The sequence below is a fragment of the Lederbergia sp. B243.17 genome (assembly GCF_057657925.1).
The window spans coordinates 101,326-127,635 of sequence record NZ_JBWBKF010000085.1 but is presented as its reverse complement, the minus strand read 5'-3'; the positions used below and the strand labels follow the sequence as shown (position 1 = coordinate 127,635).

Annotated in this window: 26 protein-coding genes; 15 read left to right on the top strand and 11 right to left on the bottom strand. The window is 48.3% G+C overall.

Annotation, left to right across the window (positions count from 1 at the left end):
* Positions 1–55 precede the first annotated feature (55 nt).
* The 5 genes from AC0TWI_RS17205 (at position 56) to AC0TWI_RS17185 (ending at position 3,621) form a co-directional block, all read left to right on the top strand.
* Entirely contained in the window at positions 56–1,423 is a 1,368-nt protein-coding gene (locus tag AC0TWI_RS17205) for a hypothetical protein (protein WP_488127574.1), read from the top strand.
* A 97-nt stretch (positions 1,424–1,520) separates the two neighbouring features.
* Complete coding sequence (locus tag AC0TWI_RS17200) at positions 1,521–1,826, top strand: antibiotic biosynthesis monooxygenase family protein (RefSeq protein ID WP_488127573.1); 306 nt, start codon at positions 1,521–1,523, stop codon at positions 1,824–1,826.
* Positions 1,823–2,179 carry a hypothetical protein gene (locus AC0TWI_RS17195; protein WP_488127572.1) on the top strand — a complete coding sequence of 119 codons (357 nt, stop codon included), beginning with the start codon at positions 1,823–1,825 and terminating at the stop codon, positions 2,177–2,179. The genes AC0TWI_RS17200 and AC0TWI_RS17195 overlap by 4 nt, the downstream gene beginning before the upstream one ends.
* A 13-nt stretch (positions 2,180–2,192) precedes the next feature.
* Positions 2,193–2,843 (top strand): cobalamin B12-binding domain-containing protein, encoded by a 651-nt coding sequence (locus AC0TWI_RS17190; RefSeq protein WP_488127571.1) that lies wholly within the window; start codon positions 2,193–2,195, stop codon positions 2,841–2,843.
* On the top strand, positions 2,830–3,621 hold the full coding sequence (locus AC0TWI_RS17185) for an STAS domain-containing protein (RefSeq protein ID WP_488127570.1): 792 nt from the start codon (positions 2,830–2,832) through the stop codon (positions 3,619–3,621). Before AC0TWI_RS17190 ends, AC0TWI_RS17185 begins: the two co-directional genes overlap by 14 nt.
* A 67-nt stretch (positions 3,622–3,688) precedes the next feature.
* Here the strand turns inward: AC0TWI_RS17185 and AC0TWI_RS17180 are convergent, their stop codons facing one another.
* The 3 genes from AC0TWI_RS17180 to AC0TWI_RS17170 form a co-directional block, all read right to left on the bottom strand.
* Positions 3,689–4,912, bottom strand: coding sequence for a PucR family transcriptional regulator (locus AC0TWI_RS17180; protein ID WP_488127569.1), 1,224 nt, complete (start codon positions 4,910–4,912; stop codon positions 3,689–3,691).
* Between the two features lie 131 nt (positions 4,913–5,043).
* Entirely contained in the window at positions 5,044–6,588 is a 1,545-nt protein-coding gene (gene pruA, locus AC0TWI_RS17175; RefSeq protein ID WP_488127568.1) for an L-glutamate gamma-semialdehyde dehydrogenase, read from the bottom strand.
* A gap of 22 nt (positions 6,589–6,610) precedes the next feature.
* Complete coding sequence (locus AC0TWI_RS17170; protein ID WP_488127567.1) at positions 6,611–7,585, bottom strand: proline dehydrogenase family protein; 975 nt, start codon at positions 7,583–7,585, stop codon at positions 6,611–6,613.
* A gap of 288 nt (positions 7,586–7,873) precedes the next feature.
* Here AC0TWI_RS17170 and AC0TWI_RS17165 point away from each other — a divergent pair, with 288 nt between their 5' ends.
* Positions 7,874–8,779, top strand: a complete 906-nt coding sequence (locus tag AC0TWI_RS17165; protein WP_488127566.1) for a Gfo/Idh/MocA family protein — start codon at positions 7,874–7,876, stop codon at positions 8,777–8,779.
* A 43-nt stretch (positions 8,780–8,822) separates the two neighbouring features.
* On the opposite strand, the gene AC0TWI_RS17160 is transcribed toward AC0TWI_RS17165, so the two are convergent.
* The gene (locus tag AC0TWI_RS17160; RefSeq protein ID WP_488127565.1) at positions 8,823–9,056 is read right to left on the bottom strand and encodes a YkuS family protein; all 234 of its coding nucleotides are present in this window, start codon (positions 9,054–9,056) and stop codon (positions 8,823–8,825) included.
* A gap of 178 nt (positions 9,057–9,234) precedes the next feature.
* Between AC0TWI_RS17160 and AC0TWI_RS17155 the strand changes: the two genes are divergently transcribed.
* From AC0TWI_RS17155 to AC0TWI_RS17135, 5 genes are all read left to right on the top strand, one after another.
* Complete coding sequence (locus AC0TWI_RS17155) at positions 9,235–9,930, top strand: response regulator (RefSeq protein WP_488127564.1); 696 nt, start codon at positions 9,235–9,237, stop codon at positions 9,928–9,930.
* Entirely contained in the window at positions 9,923–10,924 is a 1,002-nt protein-coding gene (locus tag AC0TWI_RS17150; protein ID WP_488127563.1) for a sensor histidine kinase, read from the top strand. The genes AC0TWI_RS17155 and AC0TWI_RS17150 overlap by 8 nt, the downstream gene beginning before the upstream one ends.
* A 139-nt stretch (positions 10,925–11,063) precedes the next feature.
* Complete coding sequence (locus AC0TWI_RS17145; RefSeq protein WP_488127562.1) at positions 11,064–11,825, top strand: ABC transporter ATP-binding protein; 762 nt, start codon at positions 11,064–11,066, stop codon at positions 11,823–11,825.
* Positions 11,815–13,758, top strand: a complete 1,944-nt coding sequence (locus AC0TWI_RS17140) for an ABC transporter permease (protein ID WP_488127561.1) — start codon at positions 11,815–11,817, stop codon at positions 13,756–13,758. The genes AC0TWI_RS17145 and AC0TWI_RS17140 overlap by 11 nt, the downstream gene beginning before the upstream one ends.
* 126 nt (positions 13,759–13,884) lie before the next feature.
* Positions 13,885–14,223, top strand: a complete 339-nt coding sequence (locus AC0TWI_RS17135; RefSeq protein WP_488127560.1) for a zinc ribbon domain-containing protein YjdM — start codon at positions 13,885–13,887, stop codon at positions 14,221–14,223.
* A 34-nt stretch (positions 14,224–14,257) separates the two neighbouring features.
* Here the strand turns inward: AC0TWI_RS17135 and AC0TWI_RS17130 are convergent, their stop codons facing one another.
* The 7 genes from AC0TWI_RS17130 to AC0TWI_RS17100 form a co-directional block, all read right to left on the bottom strand.
* On the bottom strand, positions 14,258–14,749 hold the full coding sequence (locus AC0TWI_RS17130) for a hypothetical protein (RefSeq protein WP_488127559.1): 492 nt from the start codon (positions 14,747–14,749) through the stop codon (positions 14,258–14,260).
* Complete coding sequence (locus tag AC0TWI_RS17125) at positions 14,746–16,314, bottom strand: sodium/proline symporter (protein WP_488127558.1); 1,569 nt, start codon at positions 16,312–16,314, stop codon at positions 14,746–14,748. Before AC0TWI_RS17125 ends, AC0TWI_RS17130 begins: the two co-directional genes overlap by 4 nt.
* A 15-nt stretch (positions 16,315–16,329) precedes the next feature.
* Complete coding sequence (locus AC0TWI_RS17120) at positions 16,330–16,461, bottom strand: hypothetical protein (RefSeq protein ID WP_488127557.1); 132 nt, start codon at positions 16,459–16,461, stop codon at positions 16,330–16,332.
* Positions 16,462–16,630: 169 nt separating this feature from the next.
* On the bottom strand, positions 16,631–18,235 hold the full coding sequence (locus AC0TWI_RS17115; RefSeq protein WP_488127556.1) for an MFS transporter: 1,605 nt from the start codon (positions 18,233–18,235) through the stop codon (positions 16,631–16,633).
* Between the two features lie 249 nt (positions 18,236–18,484).
* Positions 18,485–19,936, bottom strand: a complete 1,452-nt coding sequence (locus AC0TWI_RS17110; protein WP_488127555.1) for a carbon starvation CstA family protein — start codon at positions 19,934–19,936, stop codon at positions 18,485–18,487.
* Positions 19,937–20,066: 130 nt separating this feature from the next.
* Entirely contained in the window at positions 20,067–20,798 is a 732-nt protein-coding gene (locus AC0TWI_RS17105) for a LytR/AlgR family response regulator transcription factor (RefSeq protein ID WP_488127554.1), read from the bottom strand.
* Positions 20,799–22,538, bottom strand: a complete 1,740-nt coding sequence (locus AC0TWI_RS17100; RefSeq protein ID WP_488127553.1) for a LytS/YhcK type 5TM receptor domain-containing protein — start codon at positions 22,536–22,538, stop codon at positions 20,799–20,801. It abuts the gene before it with no gap.
* 197 nt (positions 22,539–22,735) lie between these two features.
* On the opposite strand from AC0TWI_RS17100, the gene AC0TWI_RS17095 reads away from it, so the two are divergent.
* The 4 genes from AC0TWI_RS17095 to AC0TWI_RS17080 all read left to right on the top strand — a co-directional run bounded on the left by AC0TWI_RS17095 (position 22,736) and on the right by AC0TWI_RS17080 (position 26,302).
* A complete protein-coding gene (locus AC0TWI_RS17095) occupies positions 22,736–23,422 on the top strand; it encodes a hypothetical protein (RefSeq protein ID WP_488127552.1) in 687 nt (228 codons plus the stop codon).
* A gap of 105 nt (positions 23,423–23,527) precedes the next feature.
* On the top strand, positions 23,528–24,202 hold the full coding sequence (locus AC0TWI_RS17090) for a response regulator transcription factor (protein ID WP_488127551.1): 675 nt from the start codon (positions 23,528–23,530) through the stop codon (positions 24,200–24,202).
* Positions 24,192–25,592: a sensor histidine kinase gene (locus tag AC0TWI_RS17085; protein WP_488127550.1), complete on the top strand. Its 1,401-nt coding sequence runs from the start codon at positions 24,192–24,194 to the stop codon at positions 25,590–25,592. The genes AC0TWI_RS17090 and AC0TWI_RS17085 overlap by 11 nt, the downstream gene beginning before the upstream one ends.
* Before the next feature lie 41 nt (positions 25,593–25,633).
* Positions 25,634–26,302 (top strand): YdeI/OmpD-associated family protein, encoded by a 669-nt coding sequence (locus AC0TWI_RS17080; protein ID WP_488127549.1) that lies wholly within the window; start codon positions 25,634–25,636, stop codon positions 26,300–26,302.
* Positions 26,303–26,310: the final 8 nt, after the last annotated feature.

The window sequence follows — 26,310 nt, the reverse complement described above, 5'->3', positions numbered from 1 at the left end:
ACCAATAGGGATTCTATGAAGGCCGCGGAGAATGAACTTTGCAAAGGAGCATTGAATGCGTTATTACTCAAAAGTGTTACGGTATATTTACATACTTTATAGTTCGGTATTTTTGCTTCATATTTTAAATGTGATTTTTACGGATGGAAGATTCGACGCGCTGGTAGGATGGCTGGCGATATTGCTGCTTTTCCTCTCCTTTCCAGGCGCCACGCGCCTGTTTAAGATTTTGAGCGGGGCTTTTATCACGATCGGCTCCGGGGTTTTTCTTGCCTCAGGGCAGGAGATCTCTGCCATTCCGGAACTGATGATTTCGAATTTGTCGGTTCTAGCCCTGCTGCTGATGCTGCCATGGATGAGCAGTGCCGTTCAGGTCGGAGGATTCGACCGGACGATCACTTCAATGCTGGAAGCGAATGTGAAGGATTTGGGGCAGCTCTATCCACGCAGTTCGGCGACGACAACCGTCCTCGCCGCTTTCTTGAATTTGTCCGCTGCTACCATATCCCAAGATGTGCTGAAGAACAATTTATCGAAATATCCGAAGAGCTTGAGAGATTCGTTCATTTCCTCGGCGACTCTCCGCGGCTTTACGCTCGCTCTGCTCTGGAGCCCGCTTGAGCTGCTGCTTGCTGTCAGCATTTTTACTACCGGGGTTGATTATGTTTCCTTATTGCCATCGCTTTTGCTGATTTCCGCAGTGACATTTATGACGGACTCCATCTGGGGGCGGTTGGCGTTTCGCAGGCATCCCTATGAGTCTAAGGAAAATGTACAGGTAATGACGAAAAAGACAGTGCTTCGGCTCGTTCATCTGATTGCCGCACTCGCTCTGTTTCTCCTTCTTGTCATCTTGCTTGGCAATTGGTTTGATTTCGGCTTTTTGCTTGCTGTGACCATTTTGATTTTCCCATTTTCGTTCCTTTGGTCGGGTGTCATGAAAAGGGGCCGGCGCTTTTTGGCTGAAGGGTGGAGTGCGTGGAAAGATAAAACAAACGGCATGCAGAATTTTGTCGTGCTTTTTATTTCTCTTGCATTTTTCGGCAATAGCTTGAATGGTTCGGGATTTATGAACATGTTGGAGAAACCGATTCTCGCATTCTCGGACTATCCGTTGCTTATTTTCTTTCTAATCCAGATTTTCTTCATCTTCATGAGCATGTTCGGAGTGCATCCGGTCGCTACAATCGGCATTCTTGGCGGGGTGGTCCCGATTCTGCTTGAGATTATGAACCCGCTCAGCATCGCCATCGTCCTGATTTCTAGTTCGATTGCCACCTTGACGGTCGGGACATATGGACTTGTTGTTACGCTCACCTCGATGAACACAGAGCAGAGTCCGTATAAAATCACCTTGTTGAATCTGCCGTTTGCGCTTCTGTATGGATCGGTCGGCACCATCGTCGCCTGGCTGCTATTGTGACATCCGGAGATCGGCTTTGCAGTTGTTTCTCATTTTATAAAGTGTATAATTTGCAAAAAGGGAGAAGCAATTTTTCATATACGAAGGGGGAATTCGCTTGTATATTGTCCACTCTACATTTTCAGTCGATGACCATCAGGCGGATGAAGTCATCGGCATCTATAAAAGTCGGTCCCGGTCAGTTGATAAGGCTGAGGGCTTCCTTGATTTCCTCCTCCTGCAAAATGACAAGAAGCCGGGGGAACTGACCGTTCAGCTTGTATTTGAAACAAAGGAGCAATACCTGAATTGGGTGCGAAGCAGTGACTTTAAGAGAATTCATGATTTGGAGAAGAAGTATCCAAACAAGGAACTGGCTGCGGTAGTGCCAAAGGTCCGCCAATATCAGGTGGTGGCGACATGACAGCTATATCACTTTTGGGCATGGCTGAAAAGGCGACAAACCTCATGTATGAGCGAGATCCATCCCTGCTTGAACGTTTCGGTACGAAAGGGAAAGCAAAATGCCTTGAGGATAATGAGCATCATATGAGACAATTAAGGACAGCCCATGAGTTGGGCAATTCTCAGTTTTTTACCGATTATGCAATTTGGCTTAACGGGATTCTTATAAAACATGGAATGGAAACGAGGCATCTTGTTGAAAACTTCGCCATTATTCGCGAAATCTTACCGTTGGAACATGCAGAATGCCACCGTTATCGGCTGTTTCTCGACGAAGCGATAGAAGAACTTCAATCTATTAATCTGCAATGAGGGGGCGCTGTTGATGGAAAATGAAGCGCGTGATCTGGCCGCAAGCCTACTGGCGGGTGATCAGCGGGCTGTCTTGAAGAAGCTGGCTGAGAGACAGCATGAGCCGGCATGGAAGGTTCATCATCAACTTGTCACACCGGCATTGCAATATATTGGACAACTTTGGGAAGAAAACAAGATTACCGTAGCGGATGAACATTTGGCTACCGCAGTTTGCGATATGGCCATGTCCCGGTTTTACAATTGGCAGGGCGGAGAGGGATATGGCGGGAAAAAGGTAATGCTTCTCTGCCTGGAAGGGGAACAGCATTATCTCGGTTTGAAAATGGCCAGCAATGTGTTTTTGGAAGAGGGCTGGGAGGTCCGGTATTTCGGGCCCAATCTCCCGCTTGAGTATGCCTTGCAGGCAGCGGCAGGCTGGAAGCCGGATGTAGTTGCGCTTTCCGTGTCCATCGCCTATCATCTTATCAAACTGAAAGCTTACGTGAACGAACTATCCTCGCTGCCGGACCGGCCGTTGGTCATGGTCGGGGGAAGGCTGGCAAGTCTTTATGATTTGAAGCCTTATTGCAATGAGCAAACGGTGATTTTGCATGATATCAGCACACTGAACACGTGGTTAAAAACGGCAAATGTACAGGAGGCCGACAATGTCAATTCATGAGCGTGTTTTACCAGTACCTTATGTAGAAATTGACGCAGAAGGGAATATCCTTTCCTATTCTGCTGCAGCAAAGCAGGAGTTTTCGCTGCCGGCCGCTCATATCAGTGCTTTAATCGACGAAGGAAGCATGGGGAAATTTTTACGGTATGGGTTCCAGACCGGCGAAACAAGCGAGCTGGAGTTAAATTTGATTACAAAGCATCATCCTGCAGCTGCTTTTGATGTGCAGATTTCTTGGGATTCCTCGGAGCATGGGCAAATTGTGTTTCTTGCCAAGCAGGACCGGATTTCCAAACTGGAGGATCAGCTGCTATCTTTGCACCAGAGGCTCGAGTCCACAAACTTCGAGCTGTTTGAGAAGAAGGAAGAGCTTGAGCTGACGATGGAAAGGCTGCGAAAATTATCTGGGCCTTATATCGCCCTTTCGAGAGAAATCGCGCTCATCCCGCTGTTCGGGGATTTGTCCGAAGAGACCCTGAAGGCCATCACGGAACAGGTAGTCCAAAAAGCATATGAAGGCCAGCAGTCGACACTTTTGTTTGATTTCACAGCTGTAGACGAGATCACTCTTTCAGGCATATCAAGGCTGTTGGAGCTTTTTCAAATTTTGAGCTGCATGGACAAGCCTGTCCTGAAAATTGCCGGGGTGAAGCCGGAGCATTCCAGGCAGATGAACCAGTATCAGAAGGACTGGCCGTGTGAATTCGTCCCTACATTGGAAATTGCCTGCCGGGAATTATTTTTCGGCCGCAAAGCTTCCGGCTCGATAAAAATCTAATAAAAACTCCGGAACAAGGGACACAGGGCTCTTGTTCCGGAGTTTTTTCAGTCTCGATTTTTCATCCTTATCGTTTCATGAGTTGGAGATCAATATAGAGCCGGCAGTTCATGTTGAAGTTATTGAACCGGATGGAAGTGGTGTCGGCGATTTGTTTGAGCCGGTACTTCAATGTGTTTGGGTGGATGAAAAGCTGTTCGGCCGTCGGTTTGATCCGGCAATTGTTCTGCAGGTAGGCTTCCAAGGTTTGCAGCAGGCTGGACTGGTTTTCCTTGTCCTTCTGCTGGAGCTTGAGCAGGTCTTCGTGGATTTCCGGTTTTCCACCGTCATAGCGGGCAATTGCTTCCAAATAGCGGAAGACGCCAAGATTCCTGTATTCAATGTCTGGAATAGCGGGAGTTCCGAGGAACTTCGCTGTTTCAATGACTTTCAGTGCTTCCTGATAGCTTTTTCGCAGTTCCGGAATGGAGGAGTACTGGCTGCCAATGCCGGCATAGAGGGTGAACGGTTTGAACTGGCTCAGCACCGTTGACGCAAGCTGCCTGGCACTCCTTGTTAGGGTAGTGTCTCCTGTCAGGCTGCTACCGATAATGACAATGACTTTCATCTCAGCTACTAAAACATGTGAAGGTCGGTTCAAGGCATTAACGAAAAGCCTGATTGTCTCCGCCAGCTCCAGAAATAGATCCTCATCCTGGTTGGCAGCGGTGAAGGCGGTCACAATAAAGGACGACGGAAGAACGATATTCGCATTGGCTGCCTCCCATTTAATCTGGCTCTCCGTTTTGTACATATCATCGAAGACATTTTTATAAAAGCGGGTTTTTCTTTCATCATTCAAGGTTTTCAATTGATTCTCCCGATACAGCAGCTTGCCGATATGGAGGGATACTTCAGTAAGGAAGTCCATTTCCTCCTCCGTCAGTGGCGGATCCGTCTCCTGCACCCATATATAGCCGAAAATCTCACCTTTATGCTTTGTACTGGCGACCACGCGCGGGTTCAATCCGATATCTTCGATTTTCGGCAGGCGAAAGGGGCCTTCTGCACTCCTGAGTCTTTCCACAATCCCTTCGTCCATGAACTTTTCCAATATCGGGATCGGCCACCGTTTTGCAAAAATTGTCTGCTGATTTGCTTCGTCAAAATGGTCAATATAGTAGGAACTGTAGGCCAGCAGGGAGAATTGGCCGCTTTCAACAACGATCGGTTTTTTTAAGTGCGTGCTTACCATCTCTGTAATCTCATTGATATCCGACGATGCGAATATCGAATCCAGCAGCTTGCTCATCAGGCTCCCCCTCCGCAAAAAGATCGTTTCTATTCTTTTATCATACTGATAAAAAGAGAGGAAGTATAGACGGAAGAAAAAAGGCCCAAGGCAGGGGGGAATACCCTTGCCTTGGGCCTTTTCTGTCTCGATCAGAATGTCTCTGACGTTGTTTTTGCTTGCATGTGAAGCTGGAGATAATCCGGGCCGCCCGCTTTTGAATCAGTGCCGGACATGTTGAATCCGCCGAATGGCTGGTAGCCGACAATTGCTCCTGTGCAGCCTCGGTTAAAGTACAGGTTGCCGACATGGAAGTCTTCGCGTGCTCTTTCCATGTTCAGACGGTTCGTTGTAATGACAGCGCCCGTTAAACCATACTCCGTATTGTTCGCAATCTCGATTGCTTCGTCAAAGTTTTTCGCTTTTGCGAAGGCGACGACCGGGCCGAAAATTTCTTCCTGCATAAGCCGTGCTTTCGGATCCACGTCAGCGACAATTGTAGGCTGGATAAAGTAGCCTGTCTCGCTGTCCCCAGTACCGCCTGTCAAAATTCTTCCCTCTTCTTTTGCGATGTCCATATAGCCCATGATTTTATCAAAGGAAGCCTGATCGTTCACCGGTCCCATGAAGTTTCCGAGATCCACCGGATTGCCGACCTTGAGCTCCTTCGTCAGCTCTACCGCACGCTCCAATACTTGGTCATACACGTCTTCCACGATGACCGCACGTGAACAAGCGGAGCATTTTTGGCCGGAGAAGCCGAAAGCGGATTTGACGATCGATTGGGCAGCCAGTTCGAGATCTGCTTCTTTGTCGACAACGATGGTGTCTTTACCACCCATTTCAGCAATGACGCGCTTAAGCCAGATCTGTCCCTCATTTACTTTTGACGCGCGCTCGTAAATACGCATGCCAACATCACGGGAGCCCGTGAAGGAGATGAAGCGTGTTTTCGGATGGTCGACAAGGTAGTCTCCGACTTCCGCCCCGCTGCCCGGCACGAAGTTCAGCACGCCTTTCGGAAGGCCCGCTTCTTCCAGTACCTCGACGAATTTTGCAGCAACGACCGGAGTGGTGGAAGCCGGTTTCAGCAGCACCGTGTTGCCTGAAACAAGAGCGGCTACCGTTGTCCCCGCCATGATGGCAAATGCAAAGTTCCACGGGGAGATGACGATGCCGACGCCGAGAGGGATATAGTCATAGCGATTGTACTCGCCCGGACGGCTTTCCACAGGCATGCCGTCTTTCAGGCGGAGCATTTGGCGTCCGTAATATTCCAGGAAGTCGATTCCTTCCGCTGTATCCGCATCTGCTTCGTTCCAAGGTTTACCTGCCTCTTTTACGAGCAGGGCGGAGAATTCGTGCTTGCGCCGTCTGACAATGGCTGCCGCTTTGAATAGGATGTCCGCGCGGATTTCCGGCCTTACTTTTTTCCAAGTTTCAAAGGCTTCCACCGCTGCATCCATCGCTTGCTCGGCATGTTTGCGTCCGGCTTTCGATACACGTCCGATCACTTCCTTTTTGTCGGAAGGATTGTAGGAAACAATTTTATCTTCAGTCGTGACTTTCTCTCCGCCGATTGTCAGTGGATAGTCCTGGCCAAGATAGCCTTCCACTTGCTTTAGAGCTTCCTGGAACGCCTTCATATTTGCCTCTTTTGAAAAGTCAGTAAAGGGTTCGTGTTTATATGGAATCATGTTTGCATTCTCCTCACGTAATCTATTTTTTCTTTGTCAATCTGCCAAGCAGGAAAGCTCCGGCAGCGACACCGATAACGGTGTTCGTCTTTTTGTTGAATACCTGCTTTGCGACAAGGTTCAAGTTTTGCGGCCTTTCGGCGAGGCGGCGCATGAAATACCCATACCAGTCTTTGCCGAACGGTACATAGGTGCAGAAGTTATAACCCTGCTTGGCAAGCTCAAGCTGCATCTCCTTGCGGAAGCCGTACAGCATTTGGAATTCGAATGTATCCTTCGGAATGTTGTGGGCTGCCACGAATCGTTTCACATGCTCGATGACGTTGTGATCATGGGTGGCAATGGACGTGAATTTTCCGTTCAGCAAGTGCCATTCGATCAGTCTGATAAAATTGGCATCGATTTCATTTTTGTTCTGGTAGGCATATTCCGCAGGCTCCTTGTAGGCGCCTTTGACAATCCGGAGCCGGTAGTCTTTATGTTTTTTCAAATCATCCTCGGCTCGGTAAAAATAAGCCTGGATGACTGTTCCGATATTGTCGTATTCCTTGGAGAGTTCTTCAAGCAAGTCGAAGGATGGCTGAAGATGGCCATGATCCTCCATGTCGATGTTGATAAACATATCGTATTGATGCGCCTTCGCAACAATCTCCGTCAGGTTTTCCAAGCAAAAACGGTAATCAATGTCGAGGCCGAGCTGTGTCGGCTTAAGAGAAATATGGGCATCGGCTCCGTTTTCATGGATCGCCTCAATGACAGCCAGGATCTGCTCCTTCGCTTCCGTTGCTTCTTCCCGCTTATATACAAACTCTCCGAGATTATCAACCGTACAGGAGATCCCGTGAGCATTCAGCTCTTTGATGCTTTGAATCGTTTCTTCAATATTCGTGCCGGCCACAACGCTCTGAGCACCGAGCTTTAAACCATATTTTTTTGCAGCGCTGTTTAAAAACTGATTCTGGGACAAGCCGATAAAAACATCCTTTAATAGTGCCATAGCCATACTCCTCTTATATTTGATTGTCATTCCGTGTTCACACAGGAGGCATAAGCGGAAAACGACATTTGAAACCGCTTCCACCTCATTTTACAACCGAACCATCCCCGTAACAATGTACGCTCCATACAACAAATTCCCTTGGCCATTGTCCAAAAGTGACAAAGGAATCGCTTTAAGCAGTTACGTAACAGGGCGAGGAAACGAAAAGGGATTACTTTCGCGGGTGCCCATTATGGGGTATGATGGATGGAAATTCGTATATGTTCTAAGGGAGGATGGGGTTAGATGAAGGTCGGAATGATTGGGATCGGTGATATCGCCAAGAAGGCGTATCTGCCAGTGTTAACGGAGATTGCGGGGGTTGAACTTTACGTATGTACAAGAAATGAGGCGACCTTGTCGGAAATCGAGGCAAAGTATAAGCTTCATCATTTATACAGCAATATGGAGGAGTGGATGGAAAGCGGGATTGAGGCTGCATTTGTTCATTCCTCGACGGAGTCGCACGAATCGATCATTGATCAGCTTTTGGATCGGGGCATTCATGTATATGTGGATAAGCCGATTACATACGACGGCGCATCCTCACGCCGGCTTTTGGAGAAAGCGGAAGAGAAAAACTTGATCCTGATGGCCGGCTTCAATCGGAGATATGCCCTGCCATATAAAAAACTGAAAGAGGTCGAGCGTCCGAACATGATTGTTATGCAGAAAAACCGCGGCCATCAGGCGGGTGATGCACGGACGTTTGTTTTCGATGATTTTATTCACGTGATTGATACTTTGCTTACCTTATTCCCTTATGCGATTGAGGATGTCCGGATCCGCGGTCATCAACAAGATGGAAAGCTTCATCATGTGGTCCTCCAGCTTGAAGCAGCGGAAGGAACGGCAATCGGGATTATGAACCGAGAAGCCGGTACAACAGAGGAAAAAGTGGAAGTGATGAGTGAAGGTGAGACCCGGACTGTGCTCAATGTTAATGAAACCCGCTCACATGCCGATAAAAATATTCTCCTTTATGGAAGCGACGATTGGGAACCGACGTTGAAAAAAAGAGGCTTCTATGATGTGGTTGCGGCATTCCTGGAAGCTGTGCAGACGGGCGAACGCGGGCAAAATGTGAAAGAGCAAGATCTCCAAACCCACCTCTTAGCCGAAAAAATCGTCCAAAGCATCGAGATAAAATAAGAAAAAAGACCGGTCTCCACACAGGGAGCCGGTCTTCCGTTTGTTATCGGTTCAAGCGCTGCTCTACAGCCTGCAGCACGTCATTAATGGAGTTTCCTTCCATGCTAACGACAGGGAAGTCGAACTGATCGACGTTCGAATCGCCCAAAGCACGCACGACTCCTACATCATACCCTTGCACCTTTTCATCACTTTCAAACATTTTCACTTCATAGCCTTTTTCCTCAAGCGCTTGCTTTACATCAGAAAAAGGTTGTTCTACAGCTATTTTTGCCATTATTCAGCCCTCCTTCTCTGAGATATTGGATCAATACAATTACCATTCCCCAAGACTGATCGGTTAAACAAAGAATTGGCGGCTAGGGTCAGAGGCATTCTGCCCTCTTTTCCTATGTAGCGGAATATGAGTTTTTGATTTAAACTTGGTGTACAAATGTGAAGATGGGTGTGGTCGGATGTTTACATTGTTGTTAATTGAGGATGATGAGACATTGTTCGCGGAGCTTCAGGATCGCTTGTCCTCATGGTCCTATGATGTCCGTGGGATCAAGAACTTTGACAAAGTGCTGCAGGAATTCACCGAGATCAAACCGGACTTGGTCATCGTCGATATTCAATTGCCAAAATACGACGGCTTTCATTGGTGCCGGATCATCCGGGCCCATTCCAATGTGCCGATTATTTTCCTCTCTTCTAGAGATCATCCGACCGATATGGTAATGTCGATGCAGCTTGGTGGGGATGATTTTGTGCAAAAGCCGTTCCATTTCGACGTGCTCCTCGCCAAGATCCAGGCAATTTTGCGCCGGGTGTATAACTACAGTACAGAACAACCAAACCTCAGGACATGGTGCGGGGCCGCTGTTGATTTTGAAAAAAACACAGTGGAGAATGAGATCGGTTCAGTAGAGCTGACGAAAAATGAAACATTCATTTTAAAGCTGCTGGTTGAGCAGAAAAATAAGATTGTCACGCGGGAGAAGCTGATCAACAGCTTATGGGATGACGAGCGATTTATCAGTGACAACACGTTAACGGTGAATGTTAATCGGCTGCGTAAACGCCTGGATGAAATCGGGCTTGGCCAGTGGATTGAAACAAAGGTCGGACAAGGGTACATTGCATTAGAAAAGGAGAGCAGCGATGTTTAGGCTCTTCCTCAAGGAAAGGCGAAGCTGGATCACATTTTTTGTTTTTTGGCTTGGCTTGCTGATCTTCTTATCCTTTCTGGACATTGCGATTCCGATAAGGCCGATTTTATATGTCGTCTTTTTATCGTTGATCCTATTCATCTTGTTTCTCATTCTCCGCTACAGGAAAGAAACGGCATTTTATAAAAGTATAAATGAGTGGCAAAACGATCTGGACCTTTCATCTGTAACCGAGCCTTCCAGCCCGTTTGAAGAGTTGATTGAAAAACGGATTATTGAACAAACGAGACAACTGAAACAGAACATGGCACATCAACAAACGGAACTGGAGCAGGAGAAGGACGATTTGCTGTCGTGGATTCATGAGGTGAAAACACCGCTTACCGCGATGCACCTGATGATTGAGCGGATGGATGACGGGGCATTAAAGTCCGACCTGCTGTATGAATGGCTTCGTATACATATACTCTTGGATCAGCAATTGCACCAAAAAAGGATTGCTTTTATGGAGAATGATCTTTATATCGAAAAGGTCGACCTGGAATCCCTCATTTTCAATGAGATTAAAACATTGCGTTCGTGGTGTATCCAAAAAGGAATCGGTTTTGAAATCGACCTGCAAGTGACCGAAGTGATCAGTGATGGAAAATGGCTGTCTTTCATCCTCCGCCAGCTTTTATCCAATGCTGTGAAATATAGCCGTGGTTCGGATATTATCATTTCAAGCCGATTCAAGGAACAAAACGTCATTCTGGAAATTCGGGATAGCGGGAAGGGCATAGATCCGAAAGATATGCCGAGAATATTTGAAAAAGGATTTACTTCCACAACCCGATACGACAAAGCGGCAACGGGGATGGGTCTTTACCTGGCACGGAAGGCAGCTTTCCCCCTCCGAATCGAGATTGAAATCGACTCCAAGCTGGAAAAAGGGACAACGGCGGCATTGATTTTTGCTGAGAGAAATGAATTTTCAAAGGTTATGGACATGTGACATTTTGTCTCATGTCCATTCTTCTTACATCTGATGTGACAGAAATGTCACTTTGATATCGCAATTGTTCGTTGAATCGAAGGCAAAACGCCAGCCCGCTTTTTATAATGAAGCTAACAACGGTAAGGAGTGCGAGGCTATGAACATATTAGAAGCAAGCAAACTTCATAAAAGCTACGGAAATAAATTGAATCGGCAGGAGGTATTGAAGGGAATAGACCTTGTAATTAAAAAAGGGGAGTTTGTCGGCATCATGGGGGCATCCGGTTCCGGCAAGACAACGCTTTTAAACGTATTGTCCTCGATTGACAGGGTAAGTACCGGATCAATAAAAATACAGGAGAAAGAAATGACGAGCATGAAAGAAAAGCAACTGGCAGAGTTTCGCAAGAATCATCTCGGGTTTATCTTTCAAGACTATAACTTGCTCGACACGCTGACGGTCAAAGAAAATATCATGCTTCCCCTCTCGATTACGAGGACGCCGAGACGGGCGGCTGAAGAGATGTTCCAAACGTTGGCAAAGGAACTGGGCATTTACGATTTGCGCGACAAATATCCGAATGAAATATCCGGCGGGCAAAAACAGCGGACATCTGCAGCACGGGCGTTCATTCACGAGCCCAACATCATTTTCGCCGATGAACCGACGGGGGCATTGGATTCCAAAGCGGCTTCCGATCTGCTGACAAAATTGAGTGAGCTCAATAAAAACCGGGAATCGACAATCGTAATGGTCACGCATGATCCTGTAGCGGCAAGTTTTTGCAGTCGGGTCATTTTTATCCAGGACGGTCAAATCTATACACAATTGATCAAGGGGGATCAGTCAAGGAATGAATTTTTCCAGGATGTCATGAAGACGCAAGCGGTGTTAGGCGGGGTACAGCATGAACATTAATACGCTCATCTATCGCAACTTGAAAAAGAATCTGAAAAACTATTTTCTTTACGTATTTGCTCTTGTTTTCAGTGTCGGGCTCTACTTTTCTTTCGTCACCCTTCAATACGATCCGGCTATGAATGAAGCGAAGGGCAGCATTAAAGGCGGAGCGGCAATTAGAGCAGCGTCCGTCTTGCTCATTGCGATCGTGACGATCTTTCTGCTTTATGCCAATACGATCTTTATCAAGCGGAGAAGCAAGGAAATCGGCCTTTTCCAGCTGATCGGCATGACGAAAAGCAGGATCTTCGGAATCTTGACCGCGGAAAATTTCCTTCTCTACTTCGGATCGATGCTTGTCGGAGTCTTTATCGGCTTCTCTTTTTCCAAACTGGTTATGATGATCATGTTCAAGGTGACCGGGGTGAACGAAGTCGCCTCACTGCATTTTTCTACAAAGGCATTCGTGCAAACGATCATCGTATTTGTTTTGATTTACTTGTTTATCATGGCAATGAATTATTTGTTTATACGAAAACAGACAGTTCTTTCGCTGTTCAGGGTGACATCGTCTACAGAAGGAAAAATTAACAAGATGTCATTCTGGGGAGTGGCCATTGGCTTAGCCGGCATTTTATTCATTGCACTGGGCTACTATGTCTCAACCCGATTATTCGGAGGAGATTTTATCTCCATGACCAGTTTATTTGCGGCAATGGCCTTTATTCTGGCGTCTGTCATTCTCGGCACCTATCTTTTCTATAAAGGCTCTGTTTCGTTCATAGCCAACGTGATCCGCAAAAGGAAAGGCGGCTATCTTAACATCAATGATGTGCTGTCCCTGTCTTCCATCATGTTCCGGATGAAGTCCAATGCAGTGCTGCTCACCGTCATTACAACGGTTTCTGCACTTGCGATCGGGCTGCTGTCGCTAAGCTATATCTCCTATTACTCCGCGGAAAAAATGGCTGAACAGTATGTGCCGAATGATTTCACTTTGAAAAGAGCCGATGATGCTGAGAAGTTTGAAGTGATTTTAAAAAGAAACGGAATCGGCTACAAGGAAATAGAGATTGAAACCGTACAGGCACAGCTTTACCTGAAAGACATCATGACAGGCAAAATAGAGGATGGCGGGGCTGATCCGTATACGATGCAAACGGCAGTTGTCAGCGATAGTTCCGTTGGCTGGTCTCCTCTATCAAAGGATGAGGTTGTCCTTTCCGGTTATTCCGATTTTCTGGGGAAAATGATGCCCTTGAAGGATAAAGGTGAAGTAAAAATAAAAGGAAAAACGCTGGATATTCCCCTTTCCTATTTAGGAATGAAGAAAAAGCACTTTATTTCCGTTTACTTTACCAGTGGAGGACCGATCGCCATTGTCAGCCAAGAGATTTTTGATGAGGTGAAAAAAGAAGCGGATCCTGCAATTCAAAAGCCGATCTCGAAATATATTGGAATCGATATTGAAAATAAAGAAATGCTGAAAAAAGCGAATGAACTTTTTCAAGCGTCAGGGTTTATGGAAGGGGCCGGGAATGATACTCGGCTGGGAAGCACGGAAATACAAAAGAAAAACATGGGGCTTGCCATGTTTATCGTCGGATTTTTGGGTCTGACCTTCTTGATCACGTCCGGTTGTATTCTCTATTTTAAACAGATGGACGAAGGAGAGGAAGAGAGGCCAAATTATACGATATTGCGGAAATTGGGCTACACACAGAATGATTTATTGAAAGGGATTCAGCGAAAGCAGCTGTTCAACTTCGGAATCCCGCTCATTATCGGGCTGAGCCATAGTTATTTTGCTGTTCAATCGGGCTGGTTCCTGTTCGGGAGCGAATTGTGGACGCCGATTTTCATTGTCATGGTTCTTTATACCGCCCTTTACTCAATCTTCGGCTTCTTATCCGTCCTCTACTATAAAAGAGTCATCAAAGAAGCACTATAACAGCGATTCAGCAGGCCTGTCCTCTTGCCGTGGACGGGCCCTTCTGTTTATTTGCAGTCCATGGTAGGATGAGGGGGAGGCAGCAAATTATTTAGTGATTGCTTTCTCAGGATGGGGGTGTGGGAGATGGGTGTGCCGAGTTGTCCAGAGTGCCGGTCTGAATATACATATGATGATGGCCGGATGTTTGTATGTCCGGAGTGCGCGTATGAGTGGAATGGGGAGACAGAGGCTGCAAGCGATGATGATCAGTTGGTCGTCAAGGATGCGCACGGAAACCATTTGCAAGACGGAGATACTGTTACCATCGTCAAGGATTTGAAAGTGAAGGGCAGTTCTTCCGTTTTAAAGATCGGGACAAAGGTGAAAAATATTCGTCTGGTTGAAGGGGACCATAACATCGATTGCAAAATCGACGGGTTCGGAGCGATGAAACTAAAATCGGAATTTGTGAAAAAGGGATAGCCGGGCAGAGATGCCAAGCTATCCTTTTTTTAACCTAAAGAGGGTGATAGCTGCCGCTTATAGCGTCCACAATCACCTGTTGCTGGGGTTCCCCCGTCTCGACTTCTGAAAATCGGACCAGCCAATAGGGACGGTAAAAGAGTGATAGCTTGATCAGCCGAAGTGAAGGGACGGTAAGGAACTTTGCTTTTTGGGAAAGGGTCTGGCTGATAAACCGTTTTGCAGCTTCTTCCGCTTCCATCCTTTCAACCTTAACAGGCAGCGGCTCTCCAGTGCCCCTGTTCTGGTTGAAAGGATCGGGCTGGACATCGACCACTGCGCCCTGTCCGCTTACCGCATCGATCGTGCAGGCCATTCTTCCATTTAGCTTCAGCAGGCTCGCGGCCTGGATTTTGAATTCAAAAAAATAATAGGGATACAAAAGCATCTGTTCGATCTTTGCTTCCTTTGTTATGTCCATTTGCCTTAAGCCGGCTAACACTTCATCCTTTGAAAACAGTGGCCTTTGCATTATCATTCCACTCATTTCAGTACGGCCTCCTCTGGTTTTTTCGCGAGGAACTCCGAAATGTTTTTCGCTTCCGGAGCCAGGTTTCTGGCAATGTTTTTATCAAACTTCTTGGAGTAGTTCCTGCTGCCTTTCGACTTTTCAAAGATCTCGATGATCGGTGCAGTCGGTTTCTTTCCGATGAAGCTGCCGATCACCATCCCAAAAATCGAAACAAGCAATCCTGCGAGGAACGGATGAAGACCGGTCGTTGCATCAAGTTCCAGTGATGTCCAGGTGATGTTTGTAACGGCACCGCCGATCATGGCGAGCAGGCAGCCGAGACTTGTCGCCTTTTTCGAGTAAACGGAGGCAACATATGGAACGAGAAAGCTGTTCCCCAATGTTCCGAAGGCAAATACGACAAGACCGACAACGGTCGGGGGCTCATAAATCGCCACAATGATCCCGACAATACCGCCTGCGAAGATGCAGAGACGGGAAACAAGCACGGTCGTTTTCTGGGACGCATTGCGATTGATGAAACGCTGATAAACGTCGCGGGAGAGGATCGTTCCGGCCTGCATCAGCAAGGAATCGGCGGTGGACATTACTGCCGACATCACAGCGGATAAGAGCAGTGCCGCAAAAATCCCCGGGAATAATGTATAGGCCAGCTCTGTGATGGCGAGTTCAGGATCGCTGATGTTCGGAAGGAGGATGATGGTCGCCATTCCTAAAATGTACGGGATAAAAATAAAGAACTGGTTCCAGATGGCACTCACCATGATGGCGCCTTTTACTGTTTTTGTACTCTTCATCGACATATGGCGGACAACGACGTGAGGGAGGCCCATATATCCGATAGAGAAAATCAGAATGGCGCCGAGCACAACACCCCACTGTCCGTAAAAGGCCAGCCCTTTCCCCCAAATGCTTAAATAGGTGGGATCAAGCTTTGCCAGGGATGCATTCAGCCCGCTGAGACCGCCGACGCGGAAGAGCGCCAGAAAGCCGATTCCGGCAACACCGAGCACCATGATGATGCCTTGGACGAACGAGGTATAAGCAACGGCCAAATACCCTCCGGCGACTGTGTAAATGATGATAACGCTGATGCCGATGATAAGGGAAAGCTCATAAGAGAACCCGGTCAGTGTCGCCATCGCCTTGCCGGCTGCGATAAATTGGGCGCAGACATAGGCGAAGAGGAAGACAATCGAAATGACCGAACCGACAACACGGACGCTGGCACTTTCAAACCGTTTCTCCAAATACTCGATCGGGGAGAGGGCGCCAAGCAGCTCGGACATCCGCCGCATTCTCTTGCCAAGAACCGAGAGATTGATGATCGATCCGCCAGCATCACCGATAGCGTACCAGACCGCATACCAGCCGTATTGGAAAGCAAGCGCCGGCGCCCCCATGAACATATAGCCGCTCATTGCCGTCGTCTGCATCGTCATCGCCGTCACGGCAGGCCCGAGAGATCGCCCTCCGAGCAAATATTGCTCCGTGGACTGGGAGGACCGGCGGGAGAACCAGAGCCCGATCCCGAGCAATGTCAGTATGTAAAGAACAAAGATAATGGCATCTAAATTCATCTAAGAACCCCCTCCTTATTCAACTTGGTCATCTTCTTCCCTATCATCTTCCTTTTTCAGCTTGAAATACATGATCACTCCGAGACAGACCCAGATAATAGGCCAAGGGACAATCCACCAGAATGTTTCCGCCGGCAAATTGAACAAATGGTCATCCTCCTTTTGTGTAAACGTTTTCATTAACTATATCGAGACAAATTCCTGTCCGCAATGGACAAAGTGTCAGGCAAAATGGTTCCTCTGGTTGCTAGTATGCAACTTGCCTAAAAAAAGACCTTCTTTAATCCCTTTAGACAAAGAAGGCCGTTTTCCTCTATTATTTTGCGGATGACATTTCATTTTCATCCGACAGCTCTTCATCCCGCTGGAATTGCTTGCGGAAGGAGATGGCAATTACGCTGATCAGGATGGCCATGACGGCGGTGAAAAGATAAATCGGTTCATAGGCTGCATGGGCCGCTTCGCGGAACGCTTCTCCCAAGGCGGCACGAACTTCCGGAACAGGGATTTTATCAATCTGTTCCTGCAGGTTCGCTGTGGCGCTGCCGTTACCGAGCTGCATCATGGCATCCTTTGGCATCTCGGCAGGATTGATGCCGTGCTCCTTCAGTTTCTCCGGTATGAAACTGCCAATTTTGCTGAAACCGTTTTGGATAAAGGTCGCATAAATGGTCGGCGAGATGGTGAGTCCTACTTGCCGGGCCACGGACAGCGTGCCGATAGCCGATCCCTTTTGACGTCCTGCAGCATTGGATGTGAGAACAGTCAGTGGCGCACCAAGGACAAAGCCGAAACCGACACCGGCAAGAACGGAAAAAACAATGAATGTCAGTTTTGTATCGGCAAAATAACCGAGTCCGCCAAAGCCGATCAGTGAAATGATACCAGACAGTACAAGCGTTTTGACAGGTCCCTTTTTATCGACGAAGTAACCGCCGCCGCCGGCGCCAATGCCAGATGCGAGTGCGAGCGGCGTCATCCAATAGCCTGATTTAGCCGCAGGGATCCCAAGGATTTGCTCGACAAATGACGGGATGAAAATGACGGCACCAATCAATGTTCCGGACAGAAGGCCCATGATGAGCGTCATGGAAAATGTCGGCTTCTTGATTAAGCTATAGGGCAGGATCGGGTCGATCCCTTTTGCTTCATTGCGTTTTTCCACAAAAATTAATGCGGCAAATACGATGACAGCCAGGATGAGCAGCCCAAGGACGCTCCGATCTAGGGCGCTATTGAGCAACCGCCCGCCGGTCTCCAGATTGTTAACAGCGAACATGATACTCAGAATGCTGAATGACAATAGAGAAATCCCAAGAAGATCAATCTTCGACATGGCTGCTTCCTTTGTCTCATGCAGAAAGAAGATCCCCGCTACGACAAGAAGAATTCCAATCGGGATATTAATCAAGAACAACCAATGCCAATTGCCTGTCAGGTCGATCAAAAAGCTGCCAATGTTCGGGCCGAGAACCGATGCAATCCCGTTCATGGCCCCAAGCAGGCCGAGCATGCTGCCTTGCCGATCTTTAGAGAAAGTGCTCAGCACATGCGAGCTGGCAATAATGAAGATTCCGCCGCCGCCTAGAGATTGGAATAAGCGGGAAGCAAGGAAAAAGGTGAAGTTCGGGCTGAAAGCGACGCCAAGAGAACCAATGGTAAAGATGATAATTTCGATGATAAATAACTTTTTGCGTCCGTATCTGTCTGCGAGTTTCCCGACAATCGGAGTGGTGACGGCGAGTCCTAAGGTGTAAAGAGTGATTCCCCAGGAACCGAGCTTCGTTGACACGTCAAAGGATGTATTGATCGTCGTCAACGCCGCACTGATGATTCCGTTGTCGAGCGCAGCCATGAAGACGCCGATCAAGAGAATATAAAAACCGAAACCCTTCCTTTTCTTGTTACCTGCATCTGCCATACAAGGATTCATCTCCTAGCCCTGAATATCAATTATGTTGCAGATTTTCTTCCTGTTATCTTATACAGCCTATTTCCGGACGCTATTCCGAGTTCATGCAGTTCAAAAAACATGGCTCCAAAAATTTTTACTCTATCATCCTATCCTAGCAACATTAACAACAAATGAACAATCTATTACATAAAAGTTCAGAAAAAAAGCCTGGTCCCCGCTGCAATAACAATGCAGCGGGGACCAGGTCAAAATAAATTAGGCGACATCGGTCCATCCAGAGATGTCCTCTTCAAGGGGCAGTTCGTTTTCTCGCGCTTTCCGGGCTGCACGGAAGAAAAGGAAGAGCAGGACGGCGGTGCCGATGAAGCTGCCAATCCAGGATGCGGTCATCGGGAGTCCGAATCCGATTTGAGCGTTCAAAATGTAGGTAATCACCATGACAAGCATGAAGGTACCGGGAACAAGCGATACCCAATAATTTTTCTTGGCAATATACAAGTACATAGCTCCGACAAACAGTGCGATAACGGCGGTCGCCTGGTTTGCCCAGCTGAAGTACCGCCAAAGAATATTAAAGTCAATCTGCGTCAGCAGGACGGAAATGATGAACAACGGCCCTGCAATCCAGAGGCGGCTGGAGAACTTCTTCTGTGCGATATTCAAATATTCGGCAATGATCATCCTTGCACTTCGGAACGCCGTGTCTCCGGAAGTGATCGGCAAAACGACGACGCCCAGCACGGCAAGTGTTCCGCCAATTGCACCGAGCATGGAAGTCGATACTTGGCTGACGACAGCGCCCGGCCCGCCGGCGGCTAATACTTCGTTCAAGCCGCCATACCCGTCAAACAGGCTCATTGCGGCTGCAGCCCAAATCATGGCGATAATGCCTTCTGCAATCATCATTCCGTAGAAAATTTTCCGGCCTTGGCTCTCTTTTTGAGTTGTCCGGGAAATGATTGGCGTCTGTGTAGCGTGGAATCCTGAAAGTGCCCCACATGTGATGGTAAAGAACAGCAGCGGGAAGACCGGTGCGTTGTCAGGATGGAAATTCTTTAAGGACAATTCAGGAATCGGTGCGCCGGTTACAATGATGCCCACTCCAACGCCGACCGCGCTGATGATAAGCAAGGCGCCGAAGTAAGGATAGAGGCGGCCGATGATTTTATCAACGGGCAATAGTGTAGCTAAAATATAATAAATGAAAATGGCGGCAACAATAATGCCCAGAGCAATTTTTCCGTTCATCAGCACATGCAGAAGACTTGCCGGTGTGGAAACAAAAACGGTTCCAACCAAAAGCAGCAGCAGCACGGCAAAGGCATTAACCACATGTCTCATGACCTTGCCGAGGAATTTACTTGCTAATTCCGGTAAGTGAGCTCCACGGTTGCGAATCGAAATCATACCAGTCAAATAGTCATGGACAGCTCCGGCAAAAATTGAGCCGACGACAATCCAAATAAAGGCGACGGGCCCATAAAGCGCCCCCATGATCGGCCCGAAAATAGGACCGGTCCCTGCGATATTCAAGAGCTGAATCAAGGAGTTTTTCGGAGTGCTCATCGGCACATAGTCGATACCGTCCTTGTTGACATAGGCAGGGGTCGCACGCTCTTCCCGTACCCCAAAAATTTTCTCGATAAATTTTCCGTACGTAAAATAACCGACAATTAAGAGTACAATTCCAGCTAGAAATGTATACATAGTATTCCCCCTCACAGATAATGAATGCGTTTACAATGATTATAAAGTAAGAGAGGGAAGGAAGAGGGGAATTCGTCCAAAAGGCGAAAATCCCATGCTGACATGTTCAAATCGACGATTAAGATGCACGTTAAAGTTCGAGGCGCGCTCTCAGTTCTTTTACATAATTTCGGCTGACCGGCAGCATCTCCTCCACGTCCTCGAGCTTAAGGTGATAGGCGCCGTTAAACCAAGGTGTCATTCTTGAAATATAATGCAAGTTGACAAGATAGCTTTTATGGATGCGGAAAAAGTGAAACCGCTGGAGCTTGTTTTCCAGTTCCTTGAGGGGGGTCTTCACTTCATACTCCCTGGATCTGGCCATAATCTTCGTTACTTTATCATCTCTGAAAATATAGCGGATTTCGGCCGGATCGAGATAAAAAATCTCTCCTTCACTTTCCACGGCCAGCTTGCCCGAAGGACGTACGGGGGCGGCCTCTTTTGTGATGCTGAGCTTCTTCTCGATCCTGGCGATTGTTTCTTGCAGCTGCTCCTCGTCATAGGGCTTCAGCAGGTAGTCGACCGCGTCATAGCGAAACGCTTCTGCAGCGAATTGGGAGTAGGCGGTGGCGAATACGACGGCCGGCGGTTTTTTCAGTTCCATCAGAGCCTTCGCCGCCTCCATGCCATTCATTTTCGGCATCTCCACATCCAGAAATACAACATCAGGCTGAAGCTGTAAGGCTTTCATGACGGCCGCCTCGCCGGTGTCTGCCTCCCCGACAATTTGAATAGCCGGGAATGGTTTCAACAGATGCTTCAGCTCATCGCGGCTATACAATTCATCGTCAACAATCAACGCTCGGATGGTTTGCTCCAACTATATCGTCTCCTTCTCGTCGGGAAGGACGAAGACCACTTCTGTCCCTTCGTCCGGTCTGCTTTTTATCCTTATGGCCGCCACTTCACCGAACATCATCGTCAGCCGGCGGTTCACATTATAGATGGCAAGTCCGCCGCCTTCTTGTGAATCAAACAGCTCACTGCCAAGCTGTTCTGCCTGCTCCTGCGGCATCCCTTGTCCATTATCAACCACCTTGATGACGGTCGACCGGTCGCGTCTTTGGATCGAAATCGTCACGGTGCATTGGGTATCCTTGTTTTGAAAACCATGTTTTATTGCATTTTCAACGATCGGCTGCAAGGTAAGGGGCGGGATTTTTTTTAAAAGCGCTTGTTCATCTATATCGTAAATGACTTCCAGCCTCTCGACAAATCTTGCCTCTTCGATGGCTAGGTATGCTTTCACATGCTTCAATTCCGTCTCAAGGGCAGTAACGCAATGTGTCGTAACGGACAAGTTTTGCCGTAAATAGTGTGAGAGAGAAACAAGCAGCTTACGGGCCTTCGCCGGATCAATCCTGACAAGCGAAATGATGGTATTTAGCGAATTAAAAAGGAAATGTGGGCTGATCTGTGCCTGCAGGGCCTTAATCTCCGCCTCCTTTGCCAGCTGAAGGGCCTGGTCGGCAGCTGCGATTTCCAATTCATTGCTGATCATGACGCTAAGACCTGTAATCAGCTCCATCACGACATTGGAAATCTCCTTTTCGCTGCGGAAGTAAAATTTCAACGTACCAATCGTCTTCCCCCTCTGTTTGAGCGGGGCGATCACCACTGCGCCGAGCGGGCATCCTTCTTCCCGGCAATGGATGGAGTGCCGGGAAGCGACAATTATTTTCCCTTCTTTGAGAACCTCCGCTGTCACCTGGGTTTGAATCGGGCTGTTCGGCCGGTGATGATCCGACCCGAGTCCGACATGCGCCAAAATTTCACTTTTGTTCGTGATGGAGACGGCACTTGCTTTGATTTCCTTCAGGATGATTGCGCAGACCGCTTCTGCGGACTTTTCCGTCAGTCCGCCGCGCAAATAGGCAAGTGTCTGATCGGCGATTCGCAATGTTTTCTGTGCTTGGAGCGCACCTGCCTTTTCCTCCTCGTTAATGACGCTTTTGATGACTAGGAGGAACAGTGCGCAGCCGGTTCCATTTGCAAGAATCATCGGGAGGCCGATGATTTCGACAAGCGCGGATGCCTTTTCAAACGGGCGGGAGATGAGCAGGATGACAAGCATTTGGACCGTCTCTGCAAGGGAACCGACGAGAAAGGCGGAAGGCAAGTTAATCTGGCCTTGCCGTTTGTGGAAAGCCCCGGACAGGACGCCCGCAATCATGGAGGAAGCCCCACAGGCGATGCCGGTGAAGCCGCCCAGTGTGAACCGATGGAGACCGGCGATGATGCCGGCTCCGATTCCGACACGGTATCCGCCGAGCAGGCCGGCGAGCACAACCCCAATTACCCGAGAGTTGGCGAGAGCTTCATCAGAGGAGAGGGCGGAAGACCAGCTTTTGAACTGGAGACTGTCCGTGCTTAAGCTCAGGCCGGTGTAAGTACCGATGATGCCGAAGAAGCCGAAGAAACACATGGCGCTGATCCTTTGGCGGCGGTGGAGCTGCCCCTGATACACCATCTCACGGAAAAATGGAAAGCGTGTCAGTACAAAAGCAATCGTGACAATAATCCCGAGTCTTTCAATCATTGTTAAAAATAAATCCCACATCTTGTTCCCGCCTAACGTGCATAATCATATCTTTTCCACATCATAAACCAGAAAACTTCCATGTGCCAGAGGAATTTGGAGTCTGTCCTCCGCCGAACGATGGAAGGGACGCCGGCTTTTCCTTTTCACCGTTTTTTCACTTTCGATCAGTATTGTAGAAGGTGCAAGACAAATTCGTTTACTAGGAGGATTCAAATATGAAGAAGAATAGCAGATTAGCCGGATATGTACTGACAGGAGCATTGTCTCTTGGAGCCTTAGGGGCTGCAGGAATTCCTGCATTTGCGGCCACGCCGACGAGCGGAAATACAGCCGCTGCAGCCTTTCAGCAAGGAGAAAAAGGAAAAGCTTCTCTGAGCACGGAGACAAAGCAGAAGGCGCAGGAAATCATGGACCAACTAAAAACAAAATTGTCCGCATTGGGCATCACGCTTCCGGAGCGGGAAGGCGGCCGCGGCGATTTATTTGCCAATCTGGATGACGCCACAAAAGAAAAAGCGCAGGCAATTATGGAGAAGGAGAAAGCTGGTACGATCACGAGAGAAGAAGCAAAGACGCAGCTGAAAGCACTGGGTGTGACGCTCCCTGAAGGCAAAGGCCATGACCGCGGCGACCTCTTTGCCAATCTGGATGACGCCACAAAAGAGAAGGCGCAGGCAATTATGGAGAAGGAGAAAGCCGGCACAATTACGAGAGAAGAAGCGAAGACACAGCTGAAAGCGCTGGGTGTGACGCTCCCTGAAGGCAAGGGCCATGGCCGGGGCGATCTGTTCGCCGGTGTGGGCGATGCAACAAAGGAAAAAGCACAGGCGCTACTCGATGAAGCTGAAACCGAGCTGAAGGATTTAGGAGTAGACCACCTTCCATTCGGGAAATTCAACTGATAAGGAGAGGGACGGACAGAGCACCGTCCCTTTTTCAAATCGTTTTTTCGCGGGAGATTTCCGGTTGTTATATAATTCAACTACGGGTTGACTGGAGGGGATCGGATGAATGTACTTTTGGCTGAAGACGATGAGCAGCTGGGCGAATTGGTCGAGTTTATGCTGAAAAAGAAAGGCCCGTACACGGTCGATTGGGTGACGACGGGCGAAGATGCGTTTGATTATGCCTCTGCTTCACATTATGAAGTGCTGATTCTCGATTGGATGCTGCCGGCAGGGGACGGAGTTTCAGTCTGCCGAAATTTGCGCAAGAATGGTTATTCTGGTGCAATCCTTATGCTGACAGCGAAGGATGCTGTCCAAGACCGGATCGAAGGTTTGGATGCTGGAGCAGATGATTATTTGATCAAACCGTTTGAAATCGACGAACTGCTCGCACGGATCCGGGCACTTATGCGCAGGAACTATGCTCCGATTCTAGAGGATACCCTTACGTTTCACGGGCTGACGATGAACAGGACGAGCCAGTCCGTCTGCCAAGGAGACAAGGAGGTGCAGCTAAGTCCCCGGGAGTTCCAGCTCCTCAATTTACTTGTGCAAAACAAAGGACAGGTGCTTCCTCGGGACGTCATCATGGACCGGATTTGGGGCTATGATGCAGATGTCTCGATGAAAATCATAGATGCTACAGTAAAATTACTCCGGAAAAAACTAGGTGTATTCGGCAAGCAAGACCTTCTTCAAAGCATCAGAGGGGTGGGATATAAGTTTGATCGTTAAACGGCTATCCCTCGCAAAAAAGTGGAGGAAGACAGACGTATTCAAAAAAACAGAGTACCGGCTTACTCTCCAATACACGGGGCTGATCATGATTTTCCTGGTCCTCTTTATCGCCGCTGTCTATTCTCTGCTGTATGCTTTCATCTTCAAGGATCAAGAGCGAGATCTATTGATGAAGGTGAGTCAGGAGGCTGAGGCCGTTGAAACGTATCTTTCTCGGTATCACCTCAGCAATCTGTCGTCACTCCGAAATCAGGAACCTTCGATTGCAGATCCGGACCAATTTTTCTACTATATTACAGATTCGTCGGGCAATTTTATTTTGGGAGATGAAACGATCGGCGGCCTGAGGGCGGATTTACTTAGCTATGTCCAAGGCTGGGATCCTCAAAAGAACCAGACGAGAAAAAGAAAGGTCCACATCGACTTTTCCCGTATGGATATGCAAGGCAAAAAGGGTCGGCACGGCTTCCGGAATTCCCCGGAGAACCGGGATCGGCAAATTATGATGTCTGGGTATCCGATTAGCAGCGGCATGGAAAGGGTTGGCATGGTCTATGTCGGGATAGATATCACCATTGCCCATCAGCTTTTTCAAAGGCTTGTAACGATTCTGGCTGTGCTCGCTTTGCTCTTTACGGGTCTGGCATTGTTTGTCAGCAATCGGATGGCCAAGAAAGCGATGGCCCCGATCCTTCTCGCCTTCAACCGTCAGCGGGAATTTGTTGCAGATGCTTCGCATGAGCTCCGGACTCCGCTCAGTGTTCTGCTGTCGTCCATCAATGCTATGGAGATGACTTTGGAGGAAAAAGAAGAGACCCGTTCTGACAAGCTGCTGTCCAATATGAAGGCTGAAGTGAAGCGAATGAACAGGCTCGTCAGTGATCTGTTGACACTTGCCCGTTCCGACTCGGGTCTGGCCGAGAGGTTTGACGAGGTATTTGATTTCCGCTCATTTGCCGAGAAAACGGTGGAAACCATCCAGCCCCTTGCTGCGTCAAGAAAGGTGCGGCTGACTCTGGCGGCACCTGAACGTCTGGTCGTCCGGGGAGACTCAGAAAGGCTGACTCAATTGTTGTATATATTGCTGGACAATGCCATCAAATACACACAAGAAGACGGTGAGGCAATGCTGGAACTGGAAGACAGCGGAAATGCGCTCGTAATCAAGGTGAGGGATACGGGCATCGGGATTAAGCCTGAGGATCAAGCTCGCATCTTTGAACGATTTTTCCGGGCGGATAAAGCGCGGACACGGAAAATTGGCGGTCACGGTCTTGGCCTTTCCATCGCCAAATGGATAGCGGAGTCACATGGCGGGACGATTGACGTGGCCAGCAAGGTTGGCGAAGGCAGCGTATTCACCGTCAAGATTCCACTTTTAAAATAAGGTATAATTGAGGGAAGTATCCGATGGAAGGCGGTTGAATGATGGCAAAGACGATTGTGGAAAAGCTCAATTTACAAAAATACGAGAAGGCGGCCATTTTGGATATGCCGGAAGAGATGGATTATTTCCCTGAACTTTTGCAGTTCGATACGGAGCTTTCAGAGGCGGCATATGATCTGGTCTTTGCTTTTGTTACAGATATGGACGGGCTTCAGAAAACGGTCGGGCGTGTAGTCGGCGATGGGCGGCTTGCTCTTGGCGGCTATCTTTACATCGCCTATCCAAAGAAGGGCAATAAAGTGTATCCCGGCTTCATCCATCGCGATGAATTATTTGCCGGACTGAGGGCGGATGCTGACGGCTATATCGGCAACAGTGACGTGAAATTTGCCAGAATGGTCGGACTGGACGATATTTTTACGGTTGTCGGTCTGAAGCATGAGCCGCGGAAAGCAAAGAAGGCAGCTAAGGCAAGCCAGCGGGTAGGCGACTATGAGACAAAGATTGCCGATATCGAGAAGGACTTGGAAGATGAGCCGGAGTTGCTTTCGTTTTACCGTTCCTTGACGCCGGGCTACCAAAAAGATTGGGCACGCCATGTATACAGCGCGAAGCAGGAGGCGACGAGAGAAAAGCGCCGCAGCGAGATGAAGGACATTTTGCGGGCGGGATATAAAAGCCGTGAACTCTACAGAAAAGATGGTAACTAAACACGCTT

What these genes read in the sequence shown, in the direction of transcription:
- AC0TWI_RS17205 (WP_488127574.1), top strand. Translation starts at nt 56, where the DNA reads ATGCGTTATTACTCAAAAGTGTTACGGTATATTTACATACTTTATAGT.
- AC0TWI_RS17195 (WP_488127572.1), top strand. Translation starts at nt 1,823, where the DNA reads ATGACAGCTATATCACTTTTGGGCATGGCTGAAAAGGCGACAAACCTC.
- AC0TWI_RS17190 (WP_488127571.1), top strand. Translation starts at nt 2,193, where the DNA reads ATGGAAAATGAAGCGCGTGATCTGGCCGCAAGCCTACTGGCGGGTGAT.
- AC0TWI_RS17185 (WP_488127570.1), top strand. Translation starts at nt 2,830, where the DNA reads ATGTCAATTCATGAGCGTGTTTTACCAGTACCTTATGTAGAAATTGAC.
- AC0TWI_RS17180 (WP_488127569.1), bottom strand. Translation starts at nt 4,912, where the DNA reads ATGAGCAAGCTGCTGGATTCGATATTCGCATCGTCGGATATCAATGAG.
- pruA (WP_488127568.1), bottom strand. Translation starts at nt 6,588, where the DNA reads ATGATTCCATATAAACACGAACCCTTTACTGACTTTTCAAAAGAGGCA.
- AC0TWI_RS17170 (WP_488127567.1), bottom strand. Translation starts at nt 7,585, where the DNA reads ATGGCACTATTAAAGGATGTTTTTATCGGCTTGTCCCAGAATCAGTTT.
- AC0TWI_RS17165 (WP_488127566.1), top strand. Translation starts at nt 7,874, where the DNA reads ATGAAGGTCGGAATGATTGGGATCGGTGATATCGCCAAGAAGGCGTAT.
- AC0TWI_RS17160 (WP_488127565.1), bottom strand. Translation starts at nt 9,056, where the DNA reads ATGGCAAAAATAGCTGTAGAACAACCTTTTTCTGATGTAAAGCAAGCG.
- AC0TWI_RS17155 (WP_488127564.1), top strand. Translation starts at nt 9,235, where the DNA reads ATGTTTACATTGTTGTTAATTGAGGATGATGAGACATTGTTCGCGGAG.
- AC0TWI_RS17150 (WP_488127563.1), top strand. Translation starts at nt 9,923, where the DNA reads ATGTTTAGGCTCTTCCTCAAGGAAAGGCGAAGCTGGATCACATTTTTT.
- AC0TWI_RS17145 (WP_488127562.1), top strand. Translation starts at nt 11,064, where the DNA reads ATGAACATATTAGAAGCAAGCAAACTTCATAAAAGCTACGGAAATAAA.
- AC0TWI_RS17140 (WP_488127561.1), top strand. Translation starts at nt 11,815, where the DNA reads ATGAACATTAATACGCTCATCTATCGCAACTTGAAAAAGAATCTGAAA.
- AC0TWI_RS17135 (WP_488127560.1), top strand. Translation starts at nt 13,885, where the DNA reads ATGGGTGTGCCGAGTTGTCCAGAGTGCCGGTCTGAATATACATATGAT.
- AC0TWI_RS17130 (WP_488127559.1), bottom strand. Translation starts at nt 14,749, where the DNA reads ATGAGTGGAATGATAATGCAAAGGCCACTGTTTTCAAAGGATGAAGTG.
- AC0TWI_RS17125 (WP_488127558.1), bottom strand. Translation starts at nt 16,314, where the DNA reads ATGAATTTAGATGCCATTATCTTTGTTCTTTACATACTGACATTGCTC.
- AC0TWI_RS17115 (WP_488127556.1), bottom strand. Translation starts at nt 18,235, where the DNA reads ATGGCAGATGCAGGTAACAAGAAAAGGAAGGGTTTCGGTTTTTATATT.
- AC0TWI_RS17110 (WP_488127555.1), bottom strand. Translation starts at nt 19,936, where the DNA reads ATGTATACATTTCTAGCTGGAATTGTACTCTTAATTGTCGGTTATTTT.
- AC0TWI_RS17100 (WP_488127553.1), bottom strand. Translation starts at nt 22,538, where the DNA reads ATGTGGGATTTATTTTTAACAATGATTGAAAGACTCGGGATTATTGTC.
- AC0TWI_RS17095 (WP_488127552.1), top strand. Translation starts at nt 22,736, where the DNA reads ATGAAGAAGAATAGCAGATTAGCCGGATATGTACTGACAGGAGCATTG.
- AC0TWI_RS17090 (WP_488127551.1), top strand. Translation starts at nt 23,528, where the DNA reads ATGAATGTACTTTTGGCTGAAGACGATGAGCAGCTGGGCGAATTGGTC.
- AC0TWI_RS17080 (WP_488127549.1), top strand. Translation starts at nt 25,634, where the DNA reads ATGGCAAAGACGATTGTGGAAAAGCTCAATTTACAAAAATACGAGAAG.